This is a genomic window from Streptosporangium sp. NPDC050148 (assembly GCF_055586505.1).
Window position 1 is genome coordinate 42,890 of sequence record NZ_JBVJIA010000018.1, and the last position, 25,826, is coordinate 68,715.

The 25,826-nt window shown below is 72.6% G+C and carries 23 protein-coding genes; 13 read left to right on the forward strand and 10 right to left on the reverse strand.

From position 1 onward, the window contains the following. Positions 1-40 precede the first annotated feature (40 nt). A complete protein-coding gene (gene pdxR / locus ACZ6RT_RS21070) occupies positions 41-1,450 on the reverse strand; it encodes a MocR-like pyridoxine biosynthesis transcription factor PdxR (RefSeq protein WP_470155502.1) in 1,410 nt (469 codons plus the stop codon). A 70-nt stretch (positions 1,451-1,520) separates the two neighbouring features. Between pdxR and ACZ6RT_RS21075 the strand changes: the two genes are divergently transcribed. Beyond that, the gene (locus ACZ6RT_RS21075; protein ID WP_470155504.1) at positions 1,521-2,318 is read left to right on the forward strand and encodes a metallophosphoesterase; all 798 of its coding nucleotides are present in this window, start codon (positions 1,521-1,523) and stop codon (positions 2,316-2,318) included. A 126-nt stretch (positions 2,319-2,444) separates the two neighbouring features. On the opposite strand, the gene ACZ6RT_RS21080 is transcribed toward ACZ6RT_RS21075, so the two are convergent. Next, positions 2,445-3,971 (reverse strand): sugar ABC transporter ATP-binding protein, encoded by a 1,527-nt coding sequence (locus ACZ6RT_RS21080; RefSeq protein WP_470155506.1) that lies wholly within the window; start codon positions 3,969-3,971, stop codon positions 2,445-2,447. Positions 3,972-4,077: 106 nt separating this feature from the next. Then, positions 4,078-4,866, reverse strand: coding sequence for a DeoR/GlpR family DNA-binding transcription regulator (locus ACZ6RT_RS21085; protein ID WP_399195235.1), 789 nt, complete (start codon positions 4,864-4,866; stop codon positions 4,078-4,080). A 342-nt stretch (positions 4,867-5,208) separates the two neighbouring features. On the opposite strand from ACZ6RT_RS21085, the gene ACZ6RT_RS21090 reads away from it, so the two are divergent. From ACZ6RT_RS21090 to ACZ6RT_RS21110, 5 genes are all read left to right on the forward strand, one after another. Then, positions 5,209-6,291 (forward strand): ABC transporter substrate-binding protein, encoded by a 1,083-nt coding sequence (locus ACZ6RT_RS21090; protein WP_399195172.1) that lies wholly within the window; start codon positions 5,209-5,211, stop codon positions 6,289-6,291. 66 nt (positions 6,292-6,357) lie between these two features. Next, positions 6,358-7,884, forward strand: coding sequence for a sugar ABC transporter ATP-binding protein (locus tag ACZ6RT_RS21095; protein WP_399195170.1), 1,527 nt, complete (start codon positions 6,358-6,360; stop codon positions 7,882-7,884). Continuing rightward, positions 7,877-8,848 (forward strand): ABC transporter permease, encoded by a 972-nt coding sequence (locus ACZ6RT_RS21100; protein ID WP_399195168.1) that lies wholly within the window; start codon positions 7,877-7,879, stop codon positions 8,846-8,848. The genes ACZ6RT_RS21095 and ACZ6RT_RS21100 overlap by 8 nt, the downstream gene beginning before the upstream one ends. Then, a complete protein-coding gene (locus ACZ6RT_RS21105; RefSeq protein WP_399195166.1) occupies positions 8,845-9,849 on the forward strand; it encodes an ABC transporter permease in 1,005 nt (334 codons plus the stop codon). Before ACZ6RT_RS21100 ends, ACZ6RT_RS21105 begins: the two co-directional genes overlap by 4 nt. Before the next feature lie 544 nt (positions 9,850-10,393). Beyond that, a complete protein-coding gene (locus tag ACZ6RT_RS21110; RefSeq protein WP_470155509.1) occupies positions 10,394-13,042 on the forward strand; it encodes a ricin-type beta-trefoil lectin domain protein in 2,649 nt (882 codons plus the stop codon). A 246-nt stretch (positions 13,043-13,288) separates the two neighbouring features. Here ACZ6RT_RS21110 and ACZ6RT_RS21115 read toward each other — a convergent pair whose 3' ends face one another. Beyond that, positions 13,289-13,483: a CsbD family protein gene (locus tag ACZ6RT_RS21115; protein ID WP_470155511.1), complete on the reverse strand. Its 195-nt coding sequence runs from the start codon at positions 13,481-13,483 to the stop codon at positions 13,289-13,291. 540 nt (positions 13,484-14,023) lie between these two features. On the opposite strand from ACZ6RT_RS21115, the gene ACZ6RT_RS21120 reads away from it, so the two are divergent. Continuing rightward, complete coding sequence (locus tag ACZ6RT_RS21120) at positions 14,024-15,310, forward strand: pectate lyase (protein ID WP_399195160.1); 1,287 nt, start codon at positions 14,024-14,026, stop codon at positions 15,308-15,310. Between the two features lie 73 nt (positions 15,311-15,383). On the opposite strand, the gene ACZ6RT_RS21125 is transcribed toward ACZ6RT_RS21120, so the two are convergent. Continuing rightward, a complete protein-coding gene (locus ACZ6RT_RS21125) occupies positions 15,384-16,025 on the reverse strand; it encodes an HAD family hydrolase (protein ID WP_470155514.1) in 642 nt (213 codons plus the stop codon). 183 nt (positions 16,026-16,208) lie between these two features. Next, positions 16,209-16,892 carry a hypothetical protein gene (locus ACZ6RT_RS21130; protein ID WP_470155516.1) on the reverse strand — a complete coding sequence of 228 codons (684 nt, stop codon included), beginning with the start codon at positions 16,890-16,892 and terminating at the stop codon, positions 16,209-16,211. A gap of 233 nt (positions 16,893-17,125) precedes the next feature. Here ACZ6RT_RS21130 and ACZ6RT_RS21135 point away from each other — a divergent pair, with 233 nt between their 5' ends. Next, on the forward strand, positions 17,126-18,634 hold the full coding sequence (locus ACZ6RT_RS21135) for an alpha/beta hydrolase (protein ID WP_470155518.1): 1,509 nt from the start codon (positions 17,126-17,128) through the stop codon (positions 18,632-18,634). 91 nt (positions 18,635-18,725) lie between these two features. Here the strand turns inward: ACZ6RT_RS21135 and ACZ6RT_RS21140 are convergent, their stop codons facing one another. Next, positions 18,726-19,685 carry a MerR family transcriptional regulator gene (locus ACZ6RT_RS21140; RefSeq protein ID WP_470155520.1) on the reverse strand — a complete coding sequence of 320 codons (960 nt, stop codon included), beginning with the start codon at positions 19,683-19,685 and terminating at the stop codon, positions 18,726-18,728. A 246-nt stretch (positions 19,686-19,931) separates the two neighbouring features. Between ACZ6RT_RS21140 and ACZ6RT_RS21145 the strand changes: the two genes are divergently transcribed. Continuing rightward, entirely contained in the window at positions 19,932-20,579 is a 648-nt protein-coding gene (locus ACZ6RT_RS21145; protein WP_470155522.1) for a hypothetical protein, read from the forward strand. 21 nt (positions 20,580-20,600) lie between these two features. On the opposite strand, the gene ACZ6RT_RS21150 is transcribed toward ACZ6RT_RS21145, so the two are convergent. Continuing rightward, positions 20,601-21,518, reverse strand: coding sequence for an aminoglycoside phosphotransferase family protein (locus ACZ6RT_RS21150; RefSeq protein ID WP_470155524.1), 918 nt, complete (start codon positions 21,516-21,518; stop codon positions 20,601-20,603). Positions 21,519-21,749: 231 nt separating this feature from the next. Here ACZ6RT_RS21150 and ACZ6RT_RS21155 point away from each other — a divergent pair, with 231 nt between their 5' ends. Beyond that, positions 21,750-22,199, forward strand: a complete 450-nt coding sequence (locus ACZ6RT_RS21155; protein ID WP_399195144.1) for a BP74-related protein — start codon at positions 21,750-21,752, stop codon at positions 22,197-22,199. An 88-nt stretch (positions 22,200-22,287) separates the two neighbouring features. Here ACZ6RT_RS21155 and ACZ6RT_RS21160 read toward each other — a convergent pair whose 3' ends face one another. Next, positions 22,288-23,295: an aldo/keto reductase gene (locus tag ACZ6RT_RS21160; protein WP_399195143.1), complete on the reverse strand. Its 1,008-nt coding sequence runs from the start codon at positions 23,293-23,295 to the stop codon at positions 22,288-22,290. A gap of 88 nt (positions 23,296-23,383) precedes the next feature. Between ACZ6RT_RS21160 and ACZ6RT_RS21165 the strand changes: the two genes are divergently transcribed. The 3 genes from ACZ6RT_RS21165 to ACZ6RT_RS21175 all read left to right on the forward strand — a co-directional run bounded on the left by ACZ6RT_RS21165 (position 23,384) and on the right by ACZ6RT_RS21175 (position 25,333). Beyond that, positions 23,384-24,283 (forward strand): AraC family transcriptional regulator, encoded by a 900-nt coding sequence (locus ACZ6RT_RS21165; RefSeq protein WP_399195141.1) that lies wholly within the window; start codon positions 23,384-23,386, stop codon positions 24,281-24,283. 82 nt (positions 24,284-24,365) lie between these two features. After that, positions 24,366-25,007, forward strand: coding sequence for a TetR/AcrR family transcriptional regulator (locus tag ACZ6RT_RS21170; protein ID WP_470155526.1), 642 nt, complete (start codon positions 24,366-24,368; stop codon positions 25,005-25,007). After that, positions 25,004-25,333, forward strand: a complete 330-nt coding sequence (locus ACZ6RT_RS21175; RefSeq protein WP_470155528.1) for a DUF6204 family protein — start codon at positions 25,004-25,006, stop codon at positions 25,331-25,333. Before ACZ6RT_RS21170 ends, ACZ6RT_RS21175 begins: the two co-directional genes overlap by 4 nt. Positions 25,334-25,351: 18 nt before the next feature. On the opposite strand, the gene ACZ6RT_RS21180 is transcribed toward ACZ6RT_RS21175, so the two are convergent. Next, a complete protein-coding gene (locus ACZ6RT_RS21180) occupies positions 25,352-25,822 on the reverse strand; it encodes a GNAT family N-acetyltransferase (protein ID WP_470155530.1) in 471 nt (156 codons plus the stop codon). Positions 25,823-25,826 lie beyond the last annotated feature (4 nt).

Below are 25,826 nucleotides of genomic sequence, written 5' to 3' on the forward strand. Positions count from 1 at the left end.
CCCCGTCGTCGTTCCCGGCCGTCGCCTCCACGGTGCGGGCTCACCCCCCGGGGGCGTCCCGATCGGCCAGGACCGCGAACAGGGCGTCGAGGGCGGCCGGGTAGGCGCGCTCGGACGGGGCGCCGAAGCCGGCCAGCAGCCCCTGCGGGCGGCCTGCGGGGTCGTGGTGGAGCTCGGTCAGGCCGCGTACGGCCAGGCCCCGGCGGTCGCACCGGGCCAGCAGGTCGTCCTCGGCGGGGGCGCCGGGCGGGAGGGTGAGCAGCGTGTGCAGCCCGGCCGGGACGCCGTGGGCGACCAGGCCCGGGACGGTGGCGACCCTGCCGAGGAGGAGCTCGCGGCGGCGGCGGTAGCGCAGGCGGGCGGCGCGGATGTGGCGGTCGTAGGCGTGGGTGGTGATCAGATCGGCCAGCACGAGCTGGCCCAGGGTCTCGGTGTACTGGTCGGCGTGCCGCTTGGCCCGCGTCACCGGCTCCACCAGGTGGGGCGGAAGGACCATCCAGGCGAGGCGGAGGGCGGGGCCGAGGGTCTTGGACACGGTGCCGCAGTACACGACCTGGTCGGGGGCGACTCCCTGCAGGGCGCCGACGGGCTGGCGGTCGTAGCGGTACTCGCCGTCGTAGTCGTCCTCGACGACCAGGCCGCCGGTGGAGCGCGCCCACGCGCACAGTGCCTGGCGGCGGCCGGGACGCAGCGGGACGCCGGTCGGGTACTGGTGCGAGGGCGTGAGGAACGCCGCCGCGTCGCGGTGGGTCAGCTCCTGCGTGCGGGCGCCGTGGGCGTCGACGGGCAGGGGGCGGACGGTGAACCCGGCCCGCCGGACGACGTCGCGGAAGACGTTGTGGCCGGGGTCCTCCACGGCCGCGGTACGGGCGCCGCCCGCGACCAGCGCGCCGCAGAGCAGGCCCAGGCCCTGGTGATAGCCGGAGGTGACGACGATCCGGTCGGGGGTGGTGATCACGCCGCGGGTGCGGCCCAGGTAGCCGGCGAGCGCGGCGCGCAGCTCGATCCGTCCCTGCGGGTCCCCGGCGCCGAAGACCTCGGGACGGGCGCGGGCGAGCACCCGGCGGGTGGAGGCGAGCCAGGCCCGGACGGGGAAGGCGCTGACGTCCGGCAGGCCGGGGCGTAGGTCGTGGCGGGGGGCGGCGGGCGCGGGCGCGGGGGGCGCGGGCTCCCGGGTGCCGAGCGGGACCTCGGCCACGCCGGTGCCCGATCCCGGCCGCGTGGTCAGGTAGCCCTCCTCGACGAGCTGGTCGTAGGCGGCGCTGACGGTGCCCCGCGAGAGCCCGAGCTCCCGTGCCAGCCCGCGGGTGGAGGGCAGGAGCGTCCCGGCGGGCAGCCGTCCCTCGCGGATCGCCTCTCGCAGGGCGGACTCCAGGCCGGAGCGCCGCCCGCCCGCCGTGTCCGGGGAGATGTGCAGGTCTAGTCGGGAACCGGACCAGTGTTTCGGCATGAAACCGGATCTTAATCCTGGTCCGGTGGTCCTCTACGGTCGTGGTGAGCCAGAACGAAGGGAAACCGCAGTGATCGTGATCGCCCATCTCAGCGACCCCCACATCGACGACGGGCGGCGCAGCGTCGAGCGCGTCAAGGCCGTCATGGACCACCTGGAGGATCTCCCCTACGACCTGGACGCCGTCCTGGTCACCGGCGACATCGCCGACCACGCCCTTCCTGCCGAGTACGAGCGGGCGCGCCGGTTGTTCACCTCCCGGCATCCGCTGCTGATCTGCCCCGGCAACCACGACGAGCGCGCCGCGTTCCGGCGGCACCTGCTCGGCCGGCCGGGAACGGAGGAGCCGATCAACCAGGTGCACCGGACGTCCGGTGCCGTCATCGTCCTGTGCGACTCCTCGGTCCCCGGGAAGGACGAGGGCTTCCTGGAGGAGGAGACGCTGGCGTGGCTGGAGGACACCCTGGCCGGCACCCCGGCGGAGGTTCCCGTCCTGGTGGGCTTCCACCACCCGCCGGCCCGGCTGCAGATCCCCTTCATCGACGCCATCCGCCAGTTCGGGGCCGAGAGGCTCGCCGCGGTCGCGGAGCGTCACCCCAACCTGGTGGCCTTCCTGTGCGGGCACGCCCACACCGCGGCGGCGACCACCTTCGCCGGACGGCCGCTGCTGGTGGCGCCGGGACTGGTCTCCACCGTCCGCCTCCCCTGGGAGCGCCGGTCCGCCAACCCCGACGACCACGTCCATCTCGACCGGCCGCCCTCGCTGGCCTTCCACGTCCTGGACGACGAGGGGCGGCTGACCACCCACTACCGGTCCGTCGTCACCCCCGCGGGCGGCACGGACCCGGGGTCGTACGGCGCCGCGTGAGCGGGGGCTCCCCCTTCGCGGGCCTCCCCGCCCGCGCGTGAGCGGGCCGCGGGAGAGCGGATCGGCGGAGGACGGCGGCGGGGGTGAGGGGGACGCGGGAACCCGGGGCGTCCCGGTGGGGACCCCTCACCCGGAGGGGCGGTCCGCCATCGTCGTCATGATCAGTCCGGCGGTGATGTCGGGGCCGTTGAACTCCGAGACGACGGCCCCGTCGCGCAGGATGACGACGCGGTCGGAACCTTCGACGAGTTCCTCCAGGTCGGAGGAGATGAGCAGGACGGCCAGTCCTTCTGCGGCCAGGTCGTCGATGAGGGCCTGTACCTCTGCCTTGGCGCCGACGTCGATGCCTCGGGTGGGTTCGTCCAGCAGCAGGACCTTGGGGTTCATGGCCAGCCAGCGGGCCAGCAGGACCTTCTGCTGGTTGCCGCCCGACAGCTCACCGGCACGCTGACCCGGACCCGCGGCCTTGATGCCGAGCCGCCTGATGAAGATCTCGACGATCCGGTCGATCCTGCTCTCGGAGACGATCCCCGCCCGTGACAGCTGCGGCAGCGCCGCGAGCACGATGTTCTCCTTGACCGACAGCGAGCCGATCAGCCCTTCGGTGGTGCGGTTCTCGGGGAGCAGGCCGATTCCGGCGCGGATGGCGCTCCTGACCGTACGGCCGCGTACGGGCAGGCCGGCGACCGTCACCTCGCCGGAGTCCAGGGTGAGCGCGCCCGCGATGGCCTTGGCGGTCTCGCTGCGTCCCGAGCCGATCAGCCCGCCCAGGCCCACCACCTCACCGGGGCGGATGGCCAGCGACACCCCGTTCAGGACGTGGTCCTTGACCAGGCCGGTGGCGCGCAGGACGGGGTCGTCGGCCGGTTCGGGGTAGCGGACGGCGAACGCGGTCGTGCCCTGCTCGGCGATGTCGGCGGGGTTGCGGCCGAGCATCAGCGAGAGGAGCCGGAGCCGGTCGAGCCCGGCGACGGGGCCGGTGTGCACGACACGGCCGTCGCGCAGCACGGTGACCCGGTCGCAGACGCGGTCGAGCTCCTCCAGCCGGTGGGTCACGTAGAGCACCGACCGGCCCTGGGCCCGCAGCCGCGCGATCACCTCGAAGAGGGTCTCGGCCTCCGGGGAGTCCAGCGACGAGGTGGGCTCGTCCAGCACCACCACCCGCGCGTCGGCCTGGACGGCACGGGCCAGGGCGACCATCTGCTGGGTACCCGGCCCGAACGATCCCAGCGGGCGGCGCACGTCCAGGCACAGGCCGTACTCGCGCAGGATCTCCTCGGTCAGCCGCCGGGCCCGCGCGGCGTCGATGAGGCCGAACCGGTTACGGGGTTCGCGGCCGAGGAAGAGGTTGCGCGCGACGCTCATGCTCGGGACGAGGTTGCCCTCCTGGTGGATGGTGGAGATCCCGGCCCGGCGGGCGTCCAGGGGGCCGGCGAACCGCACCTCCTCGCCCCGCAGCCGCAGCCTTCCCGAGTCGGGGCGGTGCACGCCGGTCAGTACCTTGACCAGGGTGGACTTGCCGGCGCCGTTCTCCCCCACGAGGGCGTGGACCTCTCCCGCGCCGAGGGTCAGGGAGACGTGGTCGAGGGCTCGGACACCGGGAAAGTCCTTGACGATTCCCGCCGCCTCGACGGCCCGAATGCCGGCTGCCATAAGACTCCTCCGTGGATCGCCCGGGAGCATGTCCCGATGATGACCGAGAAAGGAAACGATCCCGTAAAGGAACGGTCGCCTTCGGCCTCAGGTGATCGGCCCGTCCCTAGCGGCGGGCGACGTGCAACCGCACCCCCCGGGAGGCGAGGTCGTCCAGGATCTCCGTGGGGGCCCCGTCGTCGGTGACGAGGTGGGTGATGTCCTCGGTGGGCACGGTCTGGACCATGGTGTCGATACCGATCTTGGTGTGGTCGGCGAGGACGACCACGTCCTCGGCGGCCCGCGCGATCGCGCGGTCGACGCTGGCGACCTGGAGGTTGGGGGTGGACAGGCCGCGCTCGGTGGTCAGCCCGTTGCCCGATATGAAGGCGCGGCGCACCCGCAGCCCGGCCAGCGACTGCTCGGCGGGGCTGCCGACCAGGGCGTGAATGGAGCCGCGCAGCGTGCCCCCGGTCATCACCACCTCGATGCGGGGGCAGTCGGCCAGGGCCTGGGCCACCAGGAGCGAGTTGGTGACGACGGCGAGCTCGCCGTACCTGACCAGGCGGCGGGCGAACGCCTGGGTCGTGGTGCCGGCGCCGACGGCGATCGCGTCGCCGTCCTCGACCAGGGAGGCGGCCAGGTCGGCGATGACCGTCTTCTCGGTGTCGGCCACCTGGGCCTTCTGCAGGTAGGTCGGCTCGCGGGAGAGCTCGCCCGGCAGGGTGGCGCCGCCGTGGTGGCGGTCGAGCAGCCCCTCGCCCTCGAGGATCCGCACGTCACGGCGGACGGTGACCTCGGAGGAGCCGACCGCCCGCGCGAGGTCGCGCAGGGAGACGGCACCGTTGGCGCGCACCAGGTCGAGGATGCGCTGGCGCCGCTCGGCCGCGAACACCGGCCGCGCACCGTCGGCCATATCGCTGGTCTTTCCGTCCGTCACCTGTCCGCCCGCCCTGTGACTAGTGCTGATCGGCCCCGATCATAAAGAATCCGGATTACGGGTGGATGACGGTACCGGCCCGCCCTCCGGGCGGCCTGCGCGCTTCCGCGGAGCTCCCGGAGCCTGTCGCGGCCGGTGGACCCGCCGTTTCCGTCGCGGGGACGCCCCTCTGTTAGCGATCACATTTGATCACCTTTGCAAAAAATTTGATCGAATGCGATCGATTGTGATTACTAAGTGACGGGAAGGTTACTGGTTTGTTGCGCTTCCCTACCACCCTTTGATCATCGCATGATGGCCTCGCCTCCAGGAGGACAGATGTCCCCGCTCGCATACCGTTCCCGCCACGCCGTCGTCCTGCTCGCCACCGCCGCCCTGCTCGCCTCGGGGTGCGCCAAGTCCGAGACCACCACCGCGGCCCCCGGCCCGTCCGACTCCCAGGCCCAGGGACAGGTGGTGCAGACCCCCACGGGCTCGGCCGGCCCCGGATGCACGCTCCAGCAGTACGGCGGGACCGCGTTCGACCTGAAGACCGCGGTGGTCGGCTTCTCGCAGTCGGAGAAGGAGGCCAACCCGTTCCGCATCGCCGAGACCCAGTCGATCAAGGACGAGGCCGCCAAGGCCGGCATCGCCAACCTCAAGGTCACCAACGCCCAGTCGCAGTTCTCCAAGCAGATCAGCGACGTGCAGCAGCTCATCGCCCAGGGGGCGAAGCTGCTGGTGATCGCGCCGCTCAACTCCGACGGCTGGGAGCCGGTCCTGCAGCAGGCCGCGGCCAAGAAGGTGCCGATCATCACGATCGACCGGAAGATCAACGCCAAGCACTGCACCGACTACCTGACCTTCATCGGGTCCGACTTCACCGAGCAGGGCAGGCGCGCCGCCGACCAGATGATCAAGGCGATGGGCGGCAAGGGCAAGGTCGCGATCCTGCTGGGCTCCCCCGGCAACAACGTCACCACCGAGCGGACGGCCGGCTTCAAGGAGCGGATGGCCGCCGAGGCGCCGGAGATCGAGATCACCTTCGAGCAGACCGGTGAGTTCGCCCGCGAGAAGGGCCAGCAGGTCACCGAGCAGCTCATCCAGTCCAACCCCGACATCGACGGCATCTACGCCGAGAACGACGAGATGGCCCTCGGCGCGGTCACCGCGCTCAAGGGAGCGGGCAAGAAGCCCGGAGACGTGAAGATCGTCTCCATCGACGGCACCCGGGGCGCGGTCCAGGGCATCGTCGACGGCTGGCTGCAGGCCGTGATCGAGTCCAACCCGCGCTTCGGCGCCCTGGCCTTCTCGACGGCCCAGAAGTTCCTGGACGGCGAGAGCATCCCGGAGAAGGTCACCATCGCCGACCGCGAGTACGACGAGGCCAGCGCCAAGTCCTCGCTGCCCCAGACCTACTGATCCGCTCGTCGGCGACCCGGCGCCCGTGCCCAGCGCGCGTGCGCCGGGTGGCAGGAAAGGAGCCCCGTGCCAGTCAGCGATCCGGTCCTCGAGGCCGTCGGCGCCCTCAAGGTGTTCCCCGGGGTCACGGCCCTCGACCACATCTCCTTCGCCCTGGGCCAGGGGGAGGTGCACGCGCTGGTCGGGGAGAACGGCGCGGGCAAGTCAACGTTGATCAAGGTGTTGACCGGGGTCTACCGGCTCGACGCGGGTGAGGTGAGGTACCGGGGCGAGCGGATGGACTTCACCAGCCCGCTGCAGGCCCAGCGCGCCGGGATCGCCACCATCTACCAGGAGGTCAACCTCGTCCCGCAGATGAGCGTGGCGCGCAACCTCTTCCTCGGCCGCGAGCCGCGGGGCCGCTTCGGCCTCATCGACTTCGCCGAGATGCGGCGGCGGGCCTCGGAGATCCTGCACGGGTACGGCATCCGCCCGGACGTGCGCCGCCCGCTGGGATCGCTCGGCCTGGGCTCCCAGCAGATGGTCGCCCTGGCCCGGGCGGTACAGGCCGACGCACAGGTCGTCATCATGGACGAGCCCACCTCCTCGCTGGAACCGCGCGAGGTCGACCGGCTGTTCCACACCATCGCCGACCTCAAGGCCCAGGGCCGGTCGGTGATCTACGTCAGCCACCGGCTGGAGGAGCTCTACCGCATCTGCGACCACGTCACCGTGCTGCGTGACGGCCGCCTGGTGCACACCGGCCCGCTGGCGGAGCTGGAGCGGCTGCGGCTGATCTCCCTGATGCTGGGCCGTGACCTGCAGCAGGTCGCCTCCGAGGGCCTGACCAGGTTCGGCGGCCGCGACCACTCGCGCGACGCCCCCGCGGTGCTGTCGGCGACCGGGCTCGACCGCGAGCACGTGCTGAACGGCGTGTCGCTCGCCCTGCGGCCCGGGGAGATCGTCGGCCTGGGCGGGTTGCTGGGATCGGGACGCAGCGAGACGGCCAAGGCGATCGCCGGTGCCCTGCCGCTGGACTCCGGGCAGGTCACGGTGGAGGGGAAGGCGGTTCCCTCCGGCTCGGTCGGCGCCGCCATCCGGGCCGGGATCAACCTGCTCCCCGAGGACCGCAAGGCCGAGGGGATCGTGCCCACGCTGTCCGTGCGGGAGAACATCGTGCTGGCCGCCCTGCCGAGGCTGGCGCGGGCCGGGATCGTCTCCGAGGCCGCCGTCGACCGCGTGGTGGAGACGTTCATGAGCCGCCTGCGCATCAAGGCCGCGGGTCCGGGTCAGCGTGCCGGTGAGCTGTCGGGCGGCAACCAGCAGAAGGTCCTGCTGGCCCGCTGGCTGGCCATGAACCCCAAGGTCCTGCTGCTGGACGAACCCACCCGAGGCATCGACGTCGGCGCCAAGGCAGAGGTACAGGCCCTCATCGACGACCTGGCCGCAGAAGGACTGGCCGTCCTGCTCATCTCCTCCGACCTGGAGGAACTCGTCGAAGGCTCGGAACGCGTCGTGGTGCTCCGCGACGGAGCGGTCGCGGGTGAGCTGAGCGGCGACGACGTGACGGAAGAGAAGATCATGGCCGCGATCGCGGGGAAGAACGATGACTGAGACCACCGTGGTGACCGACGCCCCGCGCAAGGGCTCGTCCGGCCGGGCCGGGACGATCGCCTGGCTCCAGCGGTACGGCGTGTACGCGGCGGTGGCCACGCTGTTCGTCTTCAACGCCGCCTTCACCCCGCACTTCCTGGCCGCCGACAACTTCCGCACCCAGCTCGTCCAGGTCACCCCGATCGTGATCGTCGCGCTCGGCATGGCGCTGGTGATCGGCACCGAGGGGATCGACCTGTCGGTCGGCTCGGTGATGGCCCTGGCCGCCTCCCTGACCGCCCTCTACCTCGGGTACGGGGCCCCCGCGGCGATCGCCATGGCGATCGCCGGCGGGGCGCTGGTCGGCGCGGCCGCCGGAGCGCTGGTGGCGGTGGTGGGCGTACAGCCGATCGTCGCCACGCTGGCCCTCCTGGTCGGGGTACGCGGCCTGGCCAACGTGCTGCTCCCCCAGCTGCGGGAGTTCTCCAACCCCACCCTCGTCGCGCTCGGCAGCGACTCGGTGGCCGGTGTGCCGATCGTCGTCCTCGTGGCCGTCGCGCTCATCGTCGCCGTGGCGTTCCTCGTCAGGAGGACCACCTTCGGGCGCCAGCTCGTCGCCATCGGCGGCAACCGCGCCGCCAGCAGGCTCGCCGGGCTGCCGGTGCGCAGGGTGCTGCTGTCGGTGTACGTGCTGTCCGGCGTGCTCGCCGCCATCGCCGGGACGCTCGCCACCTCCCGGCTGCAGGCCAGCGACCCCACCTCGCTGGGACTGTTCATGGAGCTGTCGGCCATCACCGCGGTCGTGGTCGGCGGCACCCCGCTGACCGGAGGCCGCGTGCGGGTGCTCGGCACCGTGATGGGCGCCCTGCTGATGCAGCTCCTCCAGGCGACCCTCATCAAGCACAACCTTCCCCAGTCCTGGACCCAGATGGCCCAGGCCGCGATCATCCTCGCGGCCGTCTACGCAGCACGGGAGCGCCGGTGACCACCCAGACCGCTCGTCCGGCACCATCGGCGGCCACCGGGCCGACGTCCCGGGAACGCGCCGGCCGGCTCTTCCAGCGGCACGGGGCCCTCGTCGTGCTCGGCGTCCTGCTGGTCGTGGGCACGCTCGGGTTCGACGCGTTCACCACGCCGGCCAACCTCGGCAACATCGCCACCGCCTCCTCGTTCCTGGCGATCATCGCGATCGGCATGACCTTCGTCGTCATCTCCGGCGGCATCGACCTGTCCGTGGGCTCGCTGTTCGTGCTCGGCGGGGTCCTGGCCGCGTACGGCTCCCGTCACGGCGCCGTCGTGGCGCTGGCGCTGCCGCTCGCGGTCTGCGGGGCGTTCGGCCTGGTCCAGGGGCTGATCATCGCCCGGACCCGGATGGCGCCGTTCATCGTCACCCTGACCGGGCTGCTCGGCGCGCGCGGCCTGATGCTCTCCATGACCGACGAGGGCGCCACCACCTACCTGGTGGAGGACAAGGTGTTCGCGGGCATCGGCCAGGGCGCCCTGTTCGAGATCGGCTACCCCTTCTTCATCATGCTGGTGATCCTGGCCGCCGCGGCGATCCTGCTGCAGCGCACCGGGTTCGGGCAGAACGTCTACGCCATCGGCGGCAACGAGGACGCCGCGGCCCTCATGGGCGTCCCGGTGGCCCGTACCAAGATCATGGTCTACCTGATGTCCGGGCTGCTCGCCGGTCTGGCCGGGGCGCTCAACGCCGCCCGCCTGTCCTCCGGCGTGACGATCCTCGGCATCGGGCTCGAACTCGACGTGATCGCGGCCGTGGTGATCGGCGGGACCCTGCTCACCGGCGGCGCCGGCGGTCTCGGCGGCACGATCGCCGGGGCGCTGCTGCTGGGGGTCATCCAGAACCTGATCAACCAGATCCCCGGGCTCTCGTCCTCCTTCCAGCAGGTCGTCAGCGGCGCGTTCCTCGCCATCGTCGTCATCACGCACCGCGTGCTCGGCGGGATACGACAACAGGACACCTGACGTGAGGGGGCGGCGCGCCCCCTTCCCGGACGGCGCCGGCCCGGGACGCCGCGATCCGGCGGCGTCCCCCGCGGCGTCATGCCCGGCCGTCACGACGGCCGGGCATGAGGCGTTTCCCGCCGCGCGACACCCGGCCGTCGCGACCGGCGCGCGACACCCGGACGTCACGACGGGCCGGGCCGGCCGCGTTCCCCGCCGCCGTGATGCCCGGACGTCACGACGGCCGGGCGGACGGCCAGGTGGAGCGACACGGGTGTCACGAGACGCCCCGGGCCCGCGCGGGACACGATGCGCGATCGGCGCGATCAGATCCGATCGAATATTGACACGAGATGTTTCAAAGTATTCACTTCTGATCATCCCACCCGTTGGGCGGACGCCCTTCCGGGGCGCACACCCGGCGATCCCCGCGTCCCACCCTCGCACCACCTCCACCCGCACCGCGTCCACCCGCACCCGCCCCCGCCGCTCCCGGCCGCCGGGCGCGCACCACCTCACCGCGATCCCGCACATCTCCGAACCATCACCCCCCTGAGGAGATCCCATGCAACGCGTACGCCATCGACGACGGCTGCTGCACTCCGTCGTCGCCTGTCTCGTGGGCCTGGCCACGTTCGCCACCGGCCTGCCGCAGGCCGCCGCCGCGGTCCCGCCCCAGCCGTCCCCGCTGACGACGCCGTGGACGAACCAGGCACTGAACGGCACGCCCCTGCCGGAGTACCCCCGGCCGCAGATGACCCGGCCGGACTGGCAGAACCTCAACGGGGAGTGGCAGCTGCGGCAGTCGACCACCAACGACCCCCCGGTGTTCGGGCAGACGCTGCCGGAACGTGTCAACGTGCCGTTCCCCGTCGAGTCCGCCCTTTCCGGGATCAAGCGGGCGGCCAACGACAACCGGTACTACCTCACCTACCGGCGGACGTTCACCGTGCCGGCGGGCTGGAACGGCCGGCGGGTGCAGCTGCACTTCGGCGCCGTGGACTGGCAGACGACCGTCTGGGTCAACGGCGTACAGGTCGGCGGCCACACGGGCGGCTACGACCGGTTCGAGTTCGACATCACCCCGCACCTCAACGGCGGGACGAACGAGCTGATCGTGCGCGCCTTCGACCCGACGGACTCCGGCGCCGCGGGCAGCAGCCCCGCCAGGGGCAAGCAGGTCCGCAGCCCCGGCGGCATCATGTACACGCCGTCGTCGGGCATCTGGCAGACGGTGTGGCTGGAGCCGACCCCCGCCTCGTCCGTCTACAGCGTCGACTTCTACCCCAACCTGGCGAACAACACCCTGCGGGTCCGCGTCTTCACCCGCGGCGACGTCTCGGGCCACTCGGTGTACGCCGAGGCGCTGGACGGCGCGACCGTCGTCGGCACCGCGACCGGCGGCTTCACCGACTTCAGCGTCCCCGTCCCCGACGCGCGGCGGTGGTCACCGGACGACCCGTTCCTGTACAACCTGCGGATCTCCCTGCGCAACGCCGGAGGCGCGACCGTCGACCGGACCACGCACTACTTCGGGATGCGCGAGGTCGGCAAGGCCGTGGTCGACGGGCGGCTCGTGCTGACGCTCAACGGCCGGTTCGTCATGCAGAACGGCGTGCTGGACCAGGGCTTCTGGCCCGACGGCCTGCACACCGCGCCGACCGACGCCGCGCTGGCGAGCGACCTGCAGAAGATCAAGGACCTCGGCTTCAACATGGTCCGCAAGCACATCAAGGTGGAGCCGCAGCGCTGGTACCACCACGCCGACCGCCTCGGCCTGCTGGTCTGGCAGGACATGCCGAGCATGGGCGGGGGGAACGACGCCCAGCACGCGCAGTGGGAGAGCGAGCTGAGGGAGATGGTCGACGAGCACCGCTCGTCGCCCGCGGTCGTCACCTACGTCCCGTTCAACGAGGGCTGGGGCGAGTGGAACCTGGCCGACACCTCACGGGTCATCCAGAACGTCAAGAACCAGGACCCGACCCGGCTCGTCAACGGGCACAGCGGCTACAACTGCTGCGCGTCCAAGGGCGATCCGGGCAACGGCGACATCATGGACTGGCACGTCTACGTCGGGCCCGACGCGCCCACGCCGACGAGCACCCGGACGTCCGTGCTCGGCGAGTACGGCGGTCTGGGCGTGCGGGTCCCCGGTCACGAGTACAGCCCCAACGGCCAGTTCGGCGCGTACGAGATGCACCCGAACGTGAAGTCGATCACCGACCGTTACGTGAGCCTCGTCGCCCAGTCGGCGAACCTCATGCACACCCGCGGGCTCAGCGCGCTCGTCTACACGCAGCCGTTCGACGTGGAGGGCGAGGTCAACGGTTTCTGGACCTACGACCGGCAGGTGGCCAAGTTCGACGCGGCCAGGGTCAGGGCGGCCAACCTCGGCATCATCGCCGCCTCCAAGCGGCTGAACACCGCCCCGCCCCCGCCCGGCCGGCCGGTCAACGGTCCCGGAGGAAAGTGCGTGGACGTGGCCGCCGACGACACCGGCGGCAACGGCTCCGCGGTGCAGCTGTGGGACTGCCAGATCCAGGCCGCCGACCAGCACTGGACCTGGGACGGTACGGCGCTGCGCACGCTGAACCGCTGCCTGGACGTGACCGGTAACGCCACGGCCAACGGCTCGCAGGTCCAGCTGTGGGACTGCAACGGCGGCGGCGCCCAGCAGTGGGTCCCCCAGGCCAACGGCGCCCTGCTCAACCCCCAGTCCGGACGCTGCCTCGACTCCCCCAACGGCACCACCGCCAACGGCACCCGCCTGCAACTGTGGGACTGCAACGGCTCCCCGGCCCAGGCGTTCCGGATGGGCGGAGGCTCCGAGGGGGCCACGTTCGTCAACGGTCCCGGTGGCAAGTGCGTGGACGTGGCCGGTGACGACATCGGCGGCAACACCGCGGCGGTGCAGCTGTGGGACTGCCAGCCCCACGGCGTCGACCAGCACTGGGCCTGGGACGGCAGGGCGCTGCGCACGCTGAACCGCTGCCTGGACGTGGTCGGCAACGCCACGGCCAACGGCTCGCAGGTCCAGCTGTGGGACTGCAACGGCGGCGGCGCCCAGCAGTGGGTCCCCCAGGCCAACGGCGCCCTGCTCAACCCCCAGTCCGGACGCTGCCTCGACTCCCCCAACGGCACCACCGCCAACGGCACCCGCCTGCAACTGTGGGACTGCAACGGCTCCCCGGCCCAGACGTTCCGCAGGCAGTGACCCCGCGGGGTGCGGGGGCCACGGCCTGCGCACCCCGTCCCGCGTCGTTCACGCGGGCACGAACCCGCCCTGTGACACGGGTTCTGGACACCACGGCCCTGTGACACGGCCCTGTGACACGGCTCTGTGACACGGCTCTGTGACACGGCCCTGTGACACGCTCGGGCCGGGACCCGGCCCGAGGGCGGGCGGGGACGGCGCGGGTACGCACGCGATGCGGCCCGCGCCGTCGCCCGTGGCCGGGTGTCAGCGGCCGAAGGCGTCCTTGATCTTCTTACCGGCGTCCTTGGCCTTCTCACCGGCCTGCTTGAGGCTCCCCGAGGCCTGGTCGGCCCGGCCCTCGGTCCGCAGCCGCTCGTCACCGGTCGCGTGCCCGAGGTTCTCCTTGACCCGGCCCTTGAGCTCCTCGGCCTTGTGGGAGATCTTGTCCTCGATGCCCATGGTGGCCTCCTCCGTCGGTGGGGACGTCGCTGCCGTTCTCACCGGCTTCTGTCCCGGCCGCGGGACGGTAAACCGCCCGGCTTCCCGGTCCGTGAAAGTTTCAGGACGCCGGGACGACGCGGGCGATCCGCTCCCCGGGGGTTCCCGGCCGTGTCATGGCGTGGTGGGCCCGTCCTTCGGGCCGTGCCGGCCCCCTCCCCTCCGGTCCCCGCCCTCCCGGCCCGGATCCGGCATGTCCGGAAGGACTTCACATCGCCGTAACAATGTGCTTTCCTGGCTTCGGAAAGCGCTTACCGGTTCCGCGGGAACGTTCGTCGACGACGAGCGCCTCCCGGACCCGTATCCATGTCTCGTTGAGAAGCAGGATCGCGGCGGAAACGACGGGCACCGGCACGCTCGGGGGACGACGCCGGGTGGAACCGTCGTGACGCCCGGCCCGCACGTGCCCTCGTGACGCCGCCACACCGTCCCGCGTCGATGCCCCGTCGCGCGGACGCCGAGGCGACGGCCCGGCACACCCGATATCGAACGGAGCTTCACGTGCGACACGCAAGAAGACTCGGCGTCAGGCTGGCGATCGCCACGACCGCCGGCCTCATGGCGACCGGCGGGATGGTGGCCGTGCTCAGCACCCCCGCCTCGGCCGCCCCCTCCAACGGCAACTACACGCTGGTCAACGCCGGGAGCGGCCTGTGCGCCACGGTCCCCGGGCAGAACACCGGTGACGGCGTACAGCTCCAGCAGTCCGGTTGCACGGGCGGGGCCGGGCAGGTCTTCTCCCTCGCCTCCTCCGGAGGCGGCTACCGGCTGACCGCGAACCACAGCGGCAAGTGCCTCGGGGTGCGCGACGCCTCCACCAGCGCGGGCAAGGCGGTCCAGCAGGAGTCCTGCACCGGGGCGTCCTCGCAGACCTGGCAGCTCACCGCCTCCGGCAACGCCTACCGGGTGGTCAACGCCAACGGCGGCAAGTGCCTCAACGTCAAGGACAACTCCTCCTCGTCCGGTGCCCCGCTGCAGCAGAACTCCTGCGACTCGGCCTCCACCAAGCAGTGGACGCTGACGCCCGCCGGTGGCGGCGGCAACCCCGACCCCACCCAGACGCCCACACCCACGCCCACGCCGACCGTGACCCCCACCGGCGGCACCGGGGGCGACGGCAGCGGCGCGTGGCCCTCGTCCACCGGCAACGTCCACACCCCGACGACCCGCAACGCCGGGACGTTCTTCGACGGCGGCATGAAGCGCTACTACGGCATCGGCGACGGTGGCCAGGGCGAGGGCCAGGACCCGATGTTCGTCGTGGCCAACGGCGGCACGATCCAGAACGTCATCCTCGACGCGCCCGCCGGTGACGGCATCCACTGCGAGGGCTCCTGCACCATCCGCAACGTCTGGTGGAACGACGTCGGCGAGGACGCCGCGACCTTCAAGGGCACCAGCTCCTCGGCCACCTACCTGGTGGACGGCGGCGGCGCCAAGTCCGGCACCGACAAGGTCTTCCAGCACAACGGCGCGGGCACGGTGACCATCCGCAACTTCCAGGTGCACGGCTCGGGCAAGCTCTACCGCGCCTGCGGCAACTGCTCCAGCTCCTACGAGCGCCACGTGGTGATGGACGGCGTCACCGCCCGGTCCACCAAGCTGCTGGCCGGGATCAACTCCAACTGGGGCGACACCGCGCGCTTCAGCCGGATCACCGTCTACGGCAGCGCCACCATCTGTGAGCGCTACAAGGGCGTGCCCAAGGGCAGCGAGCCCACCAAGATCGGCTCTGGTCCCGACCCGGTGCACTGCCGGTACTCCCCGTCCGACATCACCTACCGGTAGTCACCACCGGCAGGACCCCCCGACGGGAAGGTACGGCCCGGCTCCGCGCTCGCGGTGCCGGGCCGTACCGGTGTCATCCGCCGGCGCTCGGCGTCGTGGCCCGGTGGGGCTCCTTGAGCGCCCGGCGCAGCTCGTCCAGGGAGACGAAGAGGTGTCCCGCCATGCCCAGCCGCTCGGCGGCGCGCACGTTCTCCGTCCTGTCGTCGACGAACATCGTGTCCGAGGCGGGCACCCCCAGCCGCTCCAGGCACCAGGTGTAGACCTCCGCCTCCGGCTTGGCGTGACCGATGCGGCAGGAGAACGCGCGCACCTCGAACAGCTCCAGCAACGGCCGGTGAAGCCGCTCGACGTGGGCGGCCAGGTCCGCGGGGAGGTTGGACAGCAGGGCGACCCTGGTCCGGCCGCTCATGTCCGCGACGAACTCGACCATCTCGTCGTCGACCTCGCTCCAGCTGTCCAGGTCCCTGGCGATCAGCTCGTCGATCTGGTCGTCGCCGAACTCGGTCTCCGCGGCACCGGCCACGGTCCGCCAGTAGTCCCTCCCCGACCGGTCCCCGCGGTCGTAGGGCGCCCGCAGGTCCCAGTAGGGCCGCCACAGCCGCGGACCCGACAGGCGGGCGGCACGCTCGATGGCCAGGAGGCTCTCCGGGGACTGGTGGCGGGCGATGACCCCGAACATGTCGAAGACGAGCACGGGCGGGACGGACTCGCTCAAGCGGACTCCCTCGGTATGTCGTCACGGAGGCGGACGCGGCGGGCCGGGAACGGCGCGGCAAGTCCGCACCGGCCGGTCCGCACACGCGCCCCGGCCTGACACGGCGGCCTCGCGCGGCGCCCCGGCAACCCTACGCCATGGTGCAGGGGGCGTCGCGCGGCCCCGGTCCCGGGGCGCCCGCGGTCACCCGCGCGGGTCGCCGACGCCCGCGGTTCCCGCCCCCGCCCCCGGCCCCGTCGACTCCGTCGGCCCCGTCGCCGCGGGCACCTCCGGCGTCTCCGGCGTCTCCGGGGCCCGCGGTCCCTTCGCTCCCTCGCGGAACGCCAGGGCCAGTGCGAAAAGGAGCACGGCACCCACGACCGGCACCCATGACGGGCCGGACGACGGCCGGAAGGTCCCGGCGAGCCCCACCCGGTCGATGACGATCCCCTCCGCGATGCCCGGCAGCACGGAGGCGCAGCCCGAGACCGTCACGAGGACGGCGAGCCAGGCGATCCGGGCGGGGTTGCCCCGCTGGAAGGGCCGTCCCCGCGCGACGGAGTTCAGCAGGGCGATCAGCAGCAGGGCGGCGACGCCCATGCACAGACCGCTCACCAGGACGTCCGCCCGGGAGAGCACCTGCTCGGCGACGGTGGAGCCCTCGACGTACAGCGACAGGTCCCCGTCGTCGAGACGGACCCCGGCGGGGAGTTCCCTCCCGCCCAGCCGCAGGTGATCACCGGATTCCAGGGAGGGGGTGACGCGCACGGCGATGCCTGCGGGGACCTGGGTGATGCCGTTGATCATGTAGGCGACACCCCAGAGCACCCCGACCGTTCCGGTGAGCCTGATCACGTAGCGGGCCAGGAGGGCGAACAGATGACTCATGAGAACTCCATCGAGCATGTCCGGATCGCCTCATCGTTCTTCACGGCGGTCGTCGCGAACAGGGACCACGGGGCCACATCCGGGTCCCGTCGTCCTTCATCATGTCCCGCCGCGGCCGCCGCCGCGCGACACGTCACGGTTCCGCGATGTGACCTCCAGGCCGACGAGGGACGGGGACGGCCGTACTTTCGGACGATGATCGGGGCAGGAGTGCCGCACGAGCATGGCCTCCCATGAGACGAAACATCATGGCCTCCCTCCTGGTGGCCGCGACGGCCCTGCCGCTCGTGGCCGCCGGCGGGGCGGCGTCCGCCTCCGGCGGCACCACGACCGGCACCACGACGACCGGCAGCACGACCGGCAGCACGACGGGCGGCACGACGATCTCCTGGCGGCCGTGCGGCGAGCAGGCCGGAGCCGAGTGCGGATCCGTCGAGGTGCCGCTCGACTGGTCCGCCCCGGAGGGCCCGGCGATCGAACTGTCCGTCGTGCGGCGCAGGGCCACCGATCCCGGCGCGCGGATCGGCACCCTCCTCTACAACCCGGGCGGGCCCGGCGGCCAGGCGGCACTGGTCGTCCGCGACTTCCCCTCCGCGATCCTCTCGGACGACGTGCGGCGCCGGTTCGACGTCGTCGGCATCGACCCGCGGGGGGTCGGCGGGAGCGGCGCCGTACGCTGCGGGCTGCCGGTGCACGACCCGAAGGTCGGCGAGTTCCCCGACACCCGGGCCGAGTACGACAGGCTGGTCGCGCACAACAGGGCGGTCGGCGAGAGCTGCCTGGCCGCCACCGGGCCCCTGCTGCGCAACGTCGACACCGTGAGCGTCGCCCGGGACTTCGACGCGGTACGGGCCGCGCTCGGCGAGAAGAAGATCAGCTTCCTCGGCAAGTCGTACGGCACCATCCTCGGCACCGAGTACGCCGGGCTCTTCCCCGGCCGGGTCCGCACCATGGCGCTGGACGGCGCGGTCGACCACGGGATGAGCTCCCGCCGCCTGGTCACCGACGCGGCCAGGGCGGTGGAGGACTCCTTCGACCGGTTCGTCGAATGGTGCGACCGTACGGCGAGCTGTCCCCTGCACGGCCGTGACGTCGCGCGGGTGTGGGACCGTCTCGTCGCCGGGGCGGAGCGCACCCCCGTGCCGGTGCGGAACGGGCGGCCGATCACCGCCGAGGAGCTGCGCTACGTGGGGTACACCTTCCTCACGGCGATGCCCGAGTACGCCGGCGGCCTGGCCGCCGGGATCGTCCAGGCGGAGAAGGGCGACGCCACGATCTTCGCCTCGATGCGGGCGCAGGCGCTCGACGACCCGGCGAGCACCGCGGCGTACCGTTCCGTCATGTGCCTGGACCTCGACCCGCAGATCCGCGGCCACCGGGACCTGCGGGCGCGGCTGAAGCAGGTCCGCAGGCTGTCTCCGCACATGGGGGGCACCTCGGAGTTCTGGGACATGACGGTCGGCTGCCTCGGCTGGCCGGTCCCCCCGAGCAACCCGCAGCGGCCGGTGAACGTCCACGGCACCCCGCCGATCCTCGTCGTCGGCACCGCCCACGACCCGGCGACCCCGCTCGTCTGGGCGCGGGCCCTGTCGTCGCGCATCCGCGGCTCGGGCCTGCTGACCTACGACGGGACGGGGCACACCGCGTACATGAGGTCGGTGTGCGCGACGGAGCACGTCGACCGCTACCTGGTCACCGGCCGGCTGCCGCAGAAGGGAACCGTCTGCCGGGCCACCGGCTGACGCGCCCGGTGTCCCGCCCGCGTGCCGTCACGACAGGCCGGTGAGGCCGACGCGACCAGGCCCGCCGGCGCCCCCGGCCGTCCGGTCGCGCTCACGGCTCGCGATCGGGTCCCGGGGGGTGGACGCGGGTGCGCAGGGCCCGGACCGACCAGTCGAGCACCGGAGTCAGGGACTCCGGGGCCGGCCAGCCGTTGATCACCGCGAGCAGGTGGGAGTACCGCTCCCGGCGGGGGTCGTTCATGTTCTCCAGCCGGTCCAGCATCGACCGCCGGAGCCCCGCGTCGTCGGGACGGCCGACGAGACCGGCGTACCGGGCCGTGATGTCCGCGACGACGCGGCCCGCCTCGGGCGAGGCCGGGTCCGTGCCGTCCGAGGCGGCACGGCCGGCCCGGTCCCGGACGACCGCGGCCAGGTCGCGGCGTATCACCGGGTTCCCGCCCTCGGCCCGTTCGGCCGCGTGGTCCCGGGCCATCCGGCGCATGCCGTCGCGGAAGTCCGGGTCCCGGGACAGCTCGGCCAGCTCGATCCACGCCTCGACCTGCTCGGTCTCGAGGTCGTCGGGCAGGCACGGGGTCATCGAGCGCCTGATCCCCACGAAACCGTGGTCGGCCTCCAGGCCGCCGAACACGGCGTCGAGGAAGTCGTCGATCATCTCCTGGCGTTCCTCTTCGGACAGCGCGGCCAGTCTGTGCATGAGATCCATCTCCTTGGGGGTCGACCCGTGCCTGGCCACGGCCGTCAGCACCGCGCGCCGCAGGCGCAACGTCCGGATCTGTACGGTGAGCGCTTCGGCGTGCGCCGCGGCGACCTGGGCCAGCGGGATCTCCCGGTCCAGGATCCTCCGGATCGTGGGCAGGTCCAGTTCCAGGTCGCGCAGCGTCCGTACGAGGTCCAGGCGGGCGGCGTCGGCGGCGCCGTACAGGCGGTGGCCGGCCGGGCTTCGGCCGGCGGGTGGCACGATCCCGCGATCGGAGTAGAACCGGATGGTCTTGACCGTCAGCCCGGTGCGCCGGGCCAGGTCACCGATCGAGTAGAGCGCGTCCCCGTCCATGCCGCACACCCTCGCATCTCCCCTCGGTGGAGGTTCAAGTCCTTCCGCGGCCCGCGCCGAGGACCGGTGCCGAGCGCGGGTGCCGGAGACCGCCTCGCGGATCGCGCGGGCCACGATCGTATGACGGGTGACCGCCGGGACCGCCGTGCCCGGCGGGCCTGCGGTATGAAGGATGCGGTGACCGGCGATCGACGGCCCGGCCCGCGCGTGCGGCGCGGGCCCCGACAGGGGATCGTGGTGAGACGTGTGAGCACGGCCGGAACACGGATGCTCGCCTGCACGGCGCTGCTCGCGGCCGCGGTGGCGTGCGGCGGGGAACGGCCCGCCCCGCGGACGGGCGGTGCCCCGCCCGCGCAGGAACGCTCCCCCGCGCCCGGCCCCACCGCCGAGAAGAGCTCCGGGGCCCCCGGGCCTTCCGACGGGCCCCGCGGAAGCGACATCGAGCCCGATCGGGACCGGTTCGAGGCGGAGATCACGCTCGCGGACGGCCGCAGGGTGGCGATGCACTACGGGCGTCGCCGGGGGCTCTTCGAGCAGCACCACGTCCCGGGCCGCGGGTGGACCAGGCCACGCCTGATCTACCGCACCGAGACCGACGCCTGTCAGGGCATCGAGCTCCGGGCCGTCGGTGGCACGGTCACGGCGATCGCGAACTTCGCCCCCTACTGCGCGGACGGCGAGCCCCCGATGGAGTCCGTCGCGGCGGTCGGGGTGGGGGATCTGAGCAGGTGGGACCACCACCTCACCAGGTCGTTCGACGGCTGGGAACGCGTCACCGTCACCGACGGCGGCGAAAGGGCCGTCTTCTCCAGCAGGTCCCTGGAGTGGCGCAGCTCGCTCGTCTGGACCCTGAAGGACGGCTTCTCCGAACCGGTGGACAAGCGCGTCGGCTGAGACGACGCCGCGCCCGGCCGGTCAGCCCGGGAGGCGGGCGGACCGCGCGAGCACGGCCTCCAGGGTGCGGCGGCCCGTCTCCGCCGTCAGCGGGGCATCGGCCGAATGGGCCAGGAACGCGAGCGACAGCGCGAGCGCCCACCCTCGTGCCCGCGTCCAGAGGTGCTCGCCGGGCACGTGCCCGGCCGCCGCCCCGTAGGCGTCCCGGAAGACGCCGTGGCATCCGGCGGGCAGGAGCATCCAGGCCACGGACAGGTCCGTGGCGGGGTCGCCGGAGGTGATGTCACCGAAGTCGATCACACCGCTGATACGACCGCGACGGACCAGGATGTTGGCCGGGTGGAGGTCGCCGTGCAGCCACGACGGGGGCCCGTCCCACGCCGGTGCCGCGACCGCGGTCTCCCACGCGCGCATCACGGCCCCGCGATCGACCAGGCGGCCCAGTACGTCCAGGTTCCGGATGACCGTCGCCTCGCGGTCCGCGAGCGGGATGCCGCGGACGGGGTTGACGGGGGCGTCCGGTGCGGCGGGGACGTGCAGGGCCCCGAGGAACCCGGCGAGGTCGGCCGCGGCGCCCGGCGGGTCGGCCGGCGGCGTCCGCGCGGCGACCCGGCCGGGCAGGAACGGGACGACGCTCCACGGCCACGGGTAGCCGGGACCCGGTCGCCCGATGCGCACCGGTACGGGCACCGGCAGCGGCAGCCGGGGCCCGAGAACCGGGAGCCACCGCTGCTCGTGCACGAGCAGCCGGGCGGCCACCTCACGTCTCGGCAGCCGGGCGACCAGCGCGTCCCCGACCCGGCACACGACGTTGTCCCACCCGTTCGCCATCGTCTCGACGGGCAGGTGCGCGAGGTCGGGGTGCTGGGCGGCCAGGAGCCGGCGTACCAGATCCGGGGAGACGTCCACCTCGGCGGCCGGCATGCGGTGAGGACCCACACCGCGACCCTAACCGACGGAGGCGGACGGCTTCGGCGTCGCCCGCGCGCCGTGGTGTGCGGCGCCGGGGGCGAGGGGAACGGGGCCGGTGCGCCGAGGAGGCCCGTGCGGCCGAGGGACGGAAGCCCGGGTGAGGCCGGATGAGGACGTCTTCAGTTACTTTCAGTAGTGAATACATTACTTTGAGTGATGAACGGTCGTGGACACGACCCCCGATCACCGGAGACCCACATGCGACGTATCGCTCCAAGGATCGCCGTCCTCACGACGATCGCCCTGCTCGTCCTGATCGCCCCCGCTCACGCCCAGGTCCGGCCGGAGGACCGGCGGGCCGACGCGGGGGCCTACTTCGAGTTCACCGACATCACCGGGAGCAAGGGCGTCCTCCAGCTCACCGACCCCACCGAGATCCAGCACGCCAGGGATCTGATCAGCGGCGCGACCACCGAGAGGCCCCACGTCCTCGGCAGGATCGTCAAGCGTCCCGCCCCCTACAACCCGGGCTGGAGCTACCACTACGACCCCGCCACGATCGACTTCTTCGACGTCGCCATCGAGGTGTGCGACGCCACGATGCCCTACGTCGAGGACCACCTGGACGAGGCGGGCGGCGCGTTCCTGCCCGGCCTGCTCTGGTGCCCCTGGACCTCTCGCCTGGTGCGCGAGGTCCCCGCCCCGTGAGGTGAGGCCGCCCCGGGCGCGCCGGGCACCCGCCGGTCACCGGCGGGTGCCCGGCGTCCCTGCGTCACCTCAGGATCGGGGACGGAGGTCACCAGGACGGCATCATCGTCTCCGGATAGCGGGACCCGGCCGCGCCGCGCGGCAGGATCTCCGTGACGCGGGCGAGGTCCTCCGGGGTGAGCGTGACGTACGCCGAGGCGACGTTCTCGGCGACGCGCCGGGCGCTGCGGGTGCCGGGGATCGGCACGATGTCGTCGCCCTGCGCCAGCAGCCACGCCAGCGCCAGCTGCGTGACCGTGATCCCCTTGGCCTGCGCGAGCGCGGTCAGCTCGCCGACGGCGGCCAGGTTCTTCTCGTAGTTGCCGGGCTGCCAGCGGTCGTCCCAGCTGCGCATGTCGTCCGCGGGGTAGTCGGCGGCCGGCCGCACCGCGTCGGTGAGGAATCCCCGGCCCAGCGGCGAGTACGGCACGAACCCGATGCCCAGCTCGCGTACGGCCGGCAGCACGTCGGCCTCGACGGCGCGTTCGAACACCGAGTACTCGGTCTGCAGCACCGACACCGGGTGGACGGCGTGGGCGCGGCGGACGACGTCGGGGCCCGCCTCGCTGAGCCCTAGGTAGCGCACCTTGCCCTCGGCGATCAGCTCGCCGACCGTGCCCGCCACGTCCTCGATCGGCACGTCCGGGTCGACGCGGTGCTGGTACAGCACGTCGATGCGGTCGGTGCCGAGGTGGCGCAAACTGTTCTCGGTGACCTCGCGGATGTGCTCCGGCCGGCTGTCCAGCGCCAGCCCCGCCCTCTGCGGGTCGCTCAGGTCGAAGCCGAACTTGGTGGCGATCACGACGTCGTCGCGGAAGTCCTTCACGGCGCGGCCGAGCAGCCGCTCGTTGCTGCCGGTTCCCATGCCGTACAGCTCGGCGGTGTCGTAGAAGGTGACGCCGAGCTCGTACGCCCGGCGGATGGTGGCGATCCCGCCCTCCTCGTCGGCGGCACCGTAGGCCATGGTCATGCCCATCGTGCCGAGGCCGATCGCGCCGACCTCCAGTCCCTGGGTGCCGAGCGCGCGCTTCGGCAGGTTCTGCTCATGCTGTGTCATGCTCCCCACGGTAGGGACACGCCCTCCGGGAGGTCATGAGGCCAGGGCCGCATAGTATTGCCTGATCCTCTCACCGAAGGAGCGCGGCATGCCGGACGATCTCGCGGCCGTGATCGCCCGGCACAGCGACGGCCTGTGGGCCGAGAGCGCGGTCCCCCACCTCACGCTGGTCACGATCGACGAGCCCATCGGTCCCACCGACCTGCTGTACGAGCCGATGATCTGCTTCATCGCCGACGGCGCCAAGCGCACCGTCACCGGAGACCGGAGCCGGGTGGCCGGGAGCGGCGAGATGATGCTGAGCTCGCTCCGGGTTCCGGTCACCGCGGTGTTCGAGCGGACGCCGTACCGCGCGGCGGTGCTGCGGTTCGACGGCCGGGTGCTCGCCGACCTGCTGCTGGAGCTGGAGGAGACGGGCCCGGGTGCGCCGGCCGGACCGGGCGGGGCGGGCGGGCCGGGCGGGCAGGTCGTCGCGCCGATGACGCCGGAGCTGGTCGACGCGGTCACCCGGTGGGTGCGGCTGCTCGACACCCCGGACGACATCCGCCCGCTGGCGGCCCGGATCGAGAGCGAGATCCTCTACCGGCTGCTCGGCAGCCCGCTGGGCCCCACCCTGCGCCGGCTCGCGCTGACCGGTTCGGGCGCGGCCCGGGTGAGCGCGGCGGCCGGGTGGATCTGCGCGCACTACAGCGAGCCGCTCACCGTCGAGTCGATCGCGGCGGTGGCGCACATGAGCGCGGCCACCCTGCACCGGCACTTCAAGACCGCGACCGGGATGAGCCCGTTGCGGTTCCAGAAGCACCTGCGGCTCCAGGAGGCGCGGCGGCTGCTGGTCGCCGGGGACACCACCGCGGCCGTGGTGGCCGAGACGGTCGGGTACGCGAGCGCGACGCAGTTCAACCGCGAGTACCGGCGTCACTACGGCCTGCCCCCCGCCCAGGACGCGGCCCGCCTGCGTGGCCGCCTCGCGAGTGCCGTGACCGGCTAGGGCGTCGCGTACGACCGGAAAACTGAAACGCACTGCAAAAATACAGTGGACTTCATCTTTGAAGTCCACTTAACTTCCTTCCATGACCGAAGGGCTCCGGGAACAGAAGAAGCGGCAGACGCGGCAGCGCATCCACGACGTGGCCCTCGGCCTGTTCGTGGAACGCGGATTCGACCACGTCACGATCGCGGAGGTCGCCGCCGCGTCGGAGGTGTCGGTGAACACCCTCTACAACTACTTCCAGGCCAAGGAGGACCTGGTCCTGGCCCCGCAGCGGACGGCCGAGCAGCGGCTCGCCGACATCGTCCGGGAGCGCGGCCCCGGCGAGTCCGCCGCCCGGGCCGTGCTGGCCCGCCTGCGCGACGAGGTGCGCCGTCGCGACCGCGCGCTGGGCCTGACCGACGGGTTCGGCCGGGTCTACGAGATGATGCGGGCCGCCCCCACGCTGACCGCCCGGCTGGAGGAGCTCGGCCGGCAGATGACCGCCGCCCTGGCGGCCGTGCTCGCCGAGGAGACCGGCACCGGCCCCGACGACCCGCTGCCCCGGGTGGTGGCCGCCCAGATCGGCCTGGCCCACGCGCTGGTCTTCACCGAGATCGGCCGGCGCACCGCGGCCGGGGAGACCCCGGGGACGATCGCCACGGAGGTGCTGCGCCTCCTGGACGTCATCGAGGACCTGCTCGGCGAGACCGTCCTCACCTGTGCCACCAGAAAGGACCGATGATGTTCAGGGTTCTGATCAGCGGAACGTTCGACGGGCTGAGCGACACCGATCGCTCCCGCCTGTCGTCCGGAGCCGACCTCCTGCCGGGCGGCTTCACCGAGGCGGGCACCTTCACCTGCGACTCCAGCCTCTCGTCGTTCACCTTCCGCTGCCAGGTGCCCCCGGAGGACGACGGCGACGATGACGAGCCGGCCGTCACCCGGCGGGCCGTGGCGGCGCTGCAGGCGCACGGGTACCCGTACCGGATCCTGCGGGTCGCGGTGACGGACATGCGCGACATCAAGGTCCGCCGGAAGGGCCACGCCCGGCCGGCCGCTCCCCGGTGATCTCGCCGCCGGGGCCGTTCACTCCCGTTTCCGCCGGTCCGCGACGGTGATCGCGAGCAGCGGGAGCATCCGCCCGGGGACGGAGCCCGACGGGGTCGCGCCGATCCGGACGGAGCCCATGGCCAGGTAGAACGGCTCGGCGTTCGGGTCGGCGTCGATGGTGAGGCGCTCGAAGCCGAGGTCCTCCGCCGTGGCGACGGCGTGCTCGAACAGGCGCCGGCCGACGCCCCGGCCGATCGCGTCCGGTTCGACGAAGAGCATGCCCAGGGACCCCTCCGGCGGGTCTCCCCCGAGCGTGGCGAACCCCAGGACGCGGCCGTCGTGTTCGGCCACCGTGGTCCGCAGCCGCGTGACCTCGGACTCCGCGACCGCCAGCTCGTCCCGGCAGGCCGCCATGAACTCCTCGTCGTACCCCCAGTGGGCCTTGGAGCGGATCGCCAGCTCGCTCAGCGCCCCGGCCTCGTCCGCCCGTGCCGCCCTGATCAGCATGAAG

Coding starts and splice junctions, on each gene's coding strand:
- pdxR (WP_470155502.1), bottom strand. CDS start 1,450: ATGCCGAAACACTGGTCCGGTTCCCGACTAGACCTGCACATCTCCCCG.
- ACZ6RT_RS21160 (WP_399195143.1), bottom strand. CDS start 23,295: ATGACACAGCATGAGCAGAACCTGCCGAAGCGCGCGCTCGGCACCCAG.
- ACZ6RT_RS21090 (WP_399195172.1), top strand. CDS start 5,209: ATGTCCCCGCTCGCATACCGTTCCCGCCACGCCGTCGTCCTGCTCGCC.
- ACZ6RT_RS21100 (WP_399195168.1), top strand. CDS start 7,877: ATGACTGAGACCACCGTGGTGACCGACGCCCCGCGCAAGGGCTCGTCC.
- ACZ6RT_RS21085 (WP_399195235.1), bottom strand. CDS start 4,866: ATGGCCGACGGTGCGCGGCCGGTGTTCGCGGCCGAGCGGCGCCAGCGC.
- ACZ6RT_RS21155 (WP_399195144.1), top strand. CDS start 21,750: ATGCGACGTATCGCTCCAAGGATCGCCGTCCTCACGACGATCGCCCTG.
- ACZ6RT_RS21130 (WP_470155516.1), bottom strand. CDS start 16,892: ATGAGTCATCTGTTCGCCCTCCTGGCCCGCTACGTGATCAGGCTCACC.
- ACZ6RT_RS21140 (WP_470155520.1), bottom strand. CDS start 19,685: ATGGACGGGGACGCGCTCTACTCGATCGGTGACCTGGCCCGGCGCACC.
- ACZ6RT_RS21115 (WP_470155511.1), bottom strand. CDS start 13,483: ATGGGCATCGAGGACAAGATCTCCCACAAGGCCGAGGAGCTCAAGGGC.
- ACZ6RT_RS21135 (WP_470155518.1), top strand. CDS start 17,126: ATGAGACGAAACATCATGGCCTCCCTCCTGGTGGCCGCGACGGCCCTG.
- ACZ6RT_RS21110 (WP_470155509.1), top strand. CDS start 10,394: ATGCAACGCGTACGCCATCGACGACGGCTGCTGCACTCCGTCGTCGCC.
- ACZ6RT_RS21180 (WP_470155530.1), bottom strand. CDS start 25,822: ATGCTGATCAGGGCGGCACGGGCGGACGAGGCCGGGGCGCTGAGCGAG.
- ACZ6RT_RS21165 (WP_399195141.1), top strand. CDS start 23,384: ATGCCGGACGATCTCGCGGCCGTGATCGCCCGGCACAGCGACGGCCTG.
- ACZ6RT_RS21175 (WP_470155528.1), top strand. CDS start 25,004: ATGATGTTCAGGGTTCTGATCAGCGGAACGTTCGACGGGCTGAGCGAC.
- ACZ6RT_RS21170 (WP_470155526.1), top strand. CDS start 24,366: ATGACCGAAGGGCTCCGGGAACAGAAGAAGCGGCAGACGCGGCAGCGC.
- ACZ6RT_RS21080 (WP_470155506.1), bottom strand. CDS start 3,971: ATGGCAGCCGGCATTCGGGCCGTCGAGGCGGCGGGAATCGTCAAGGAC.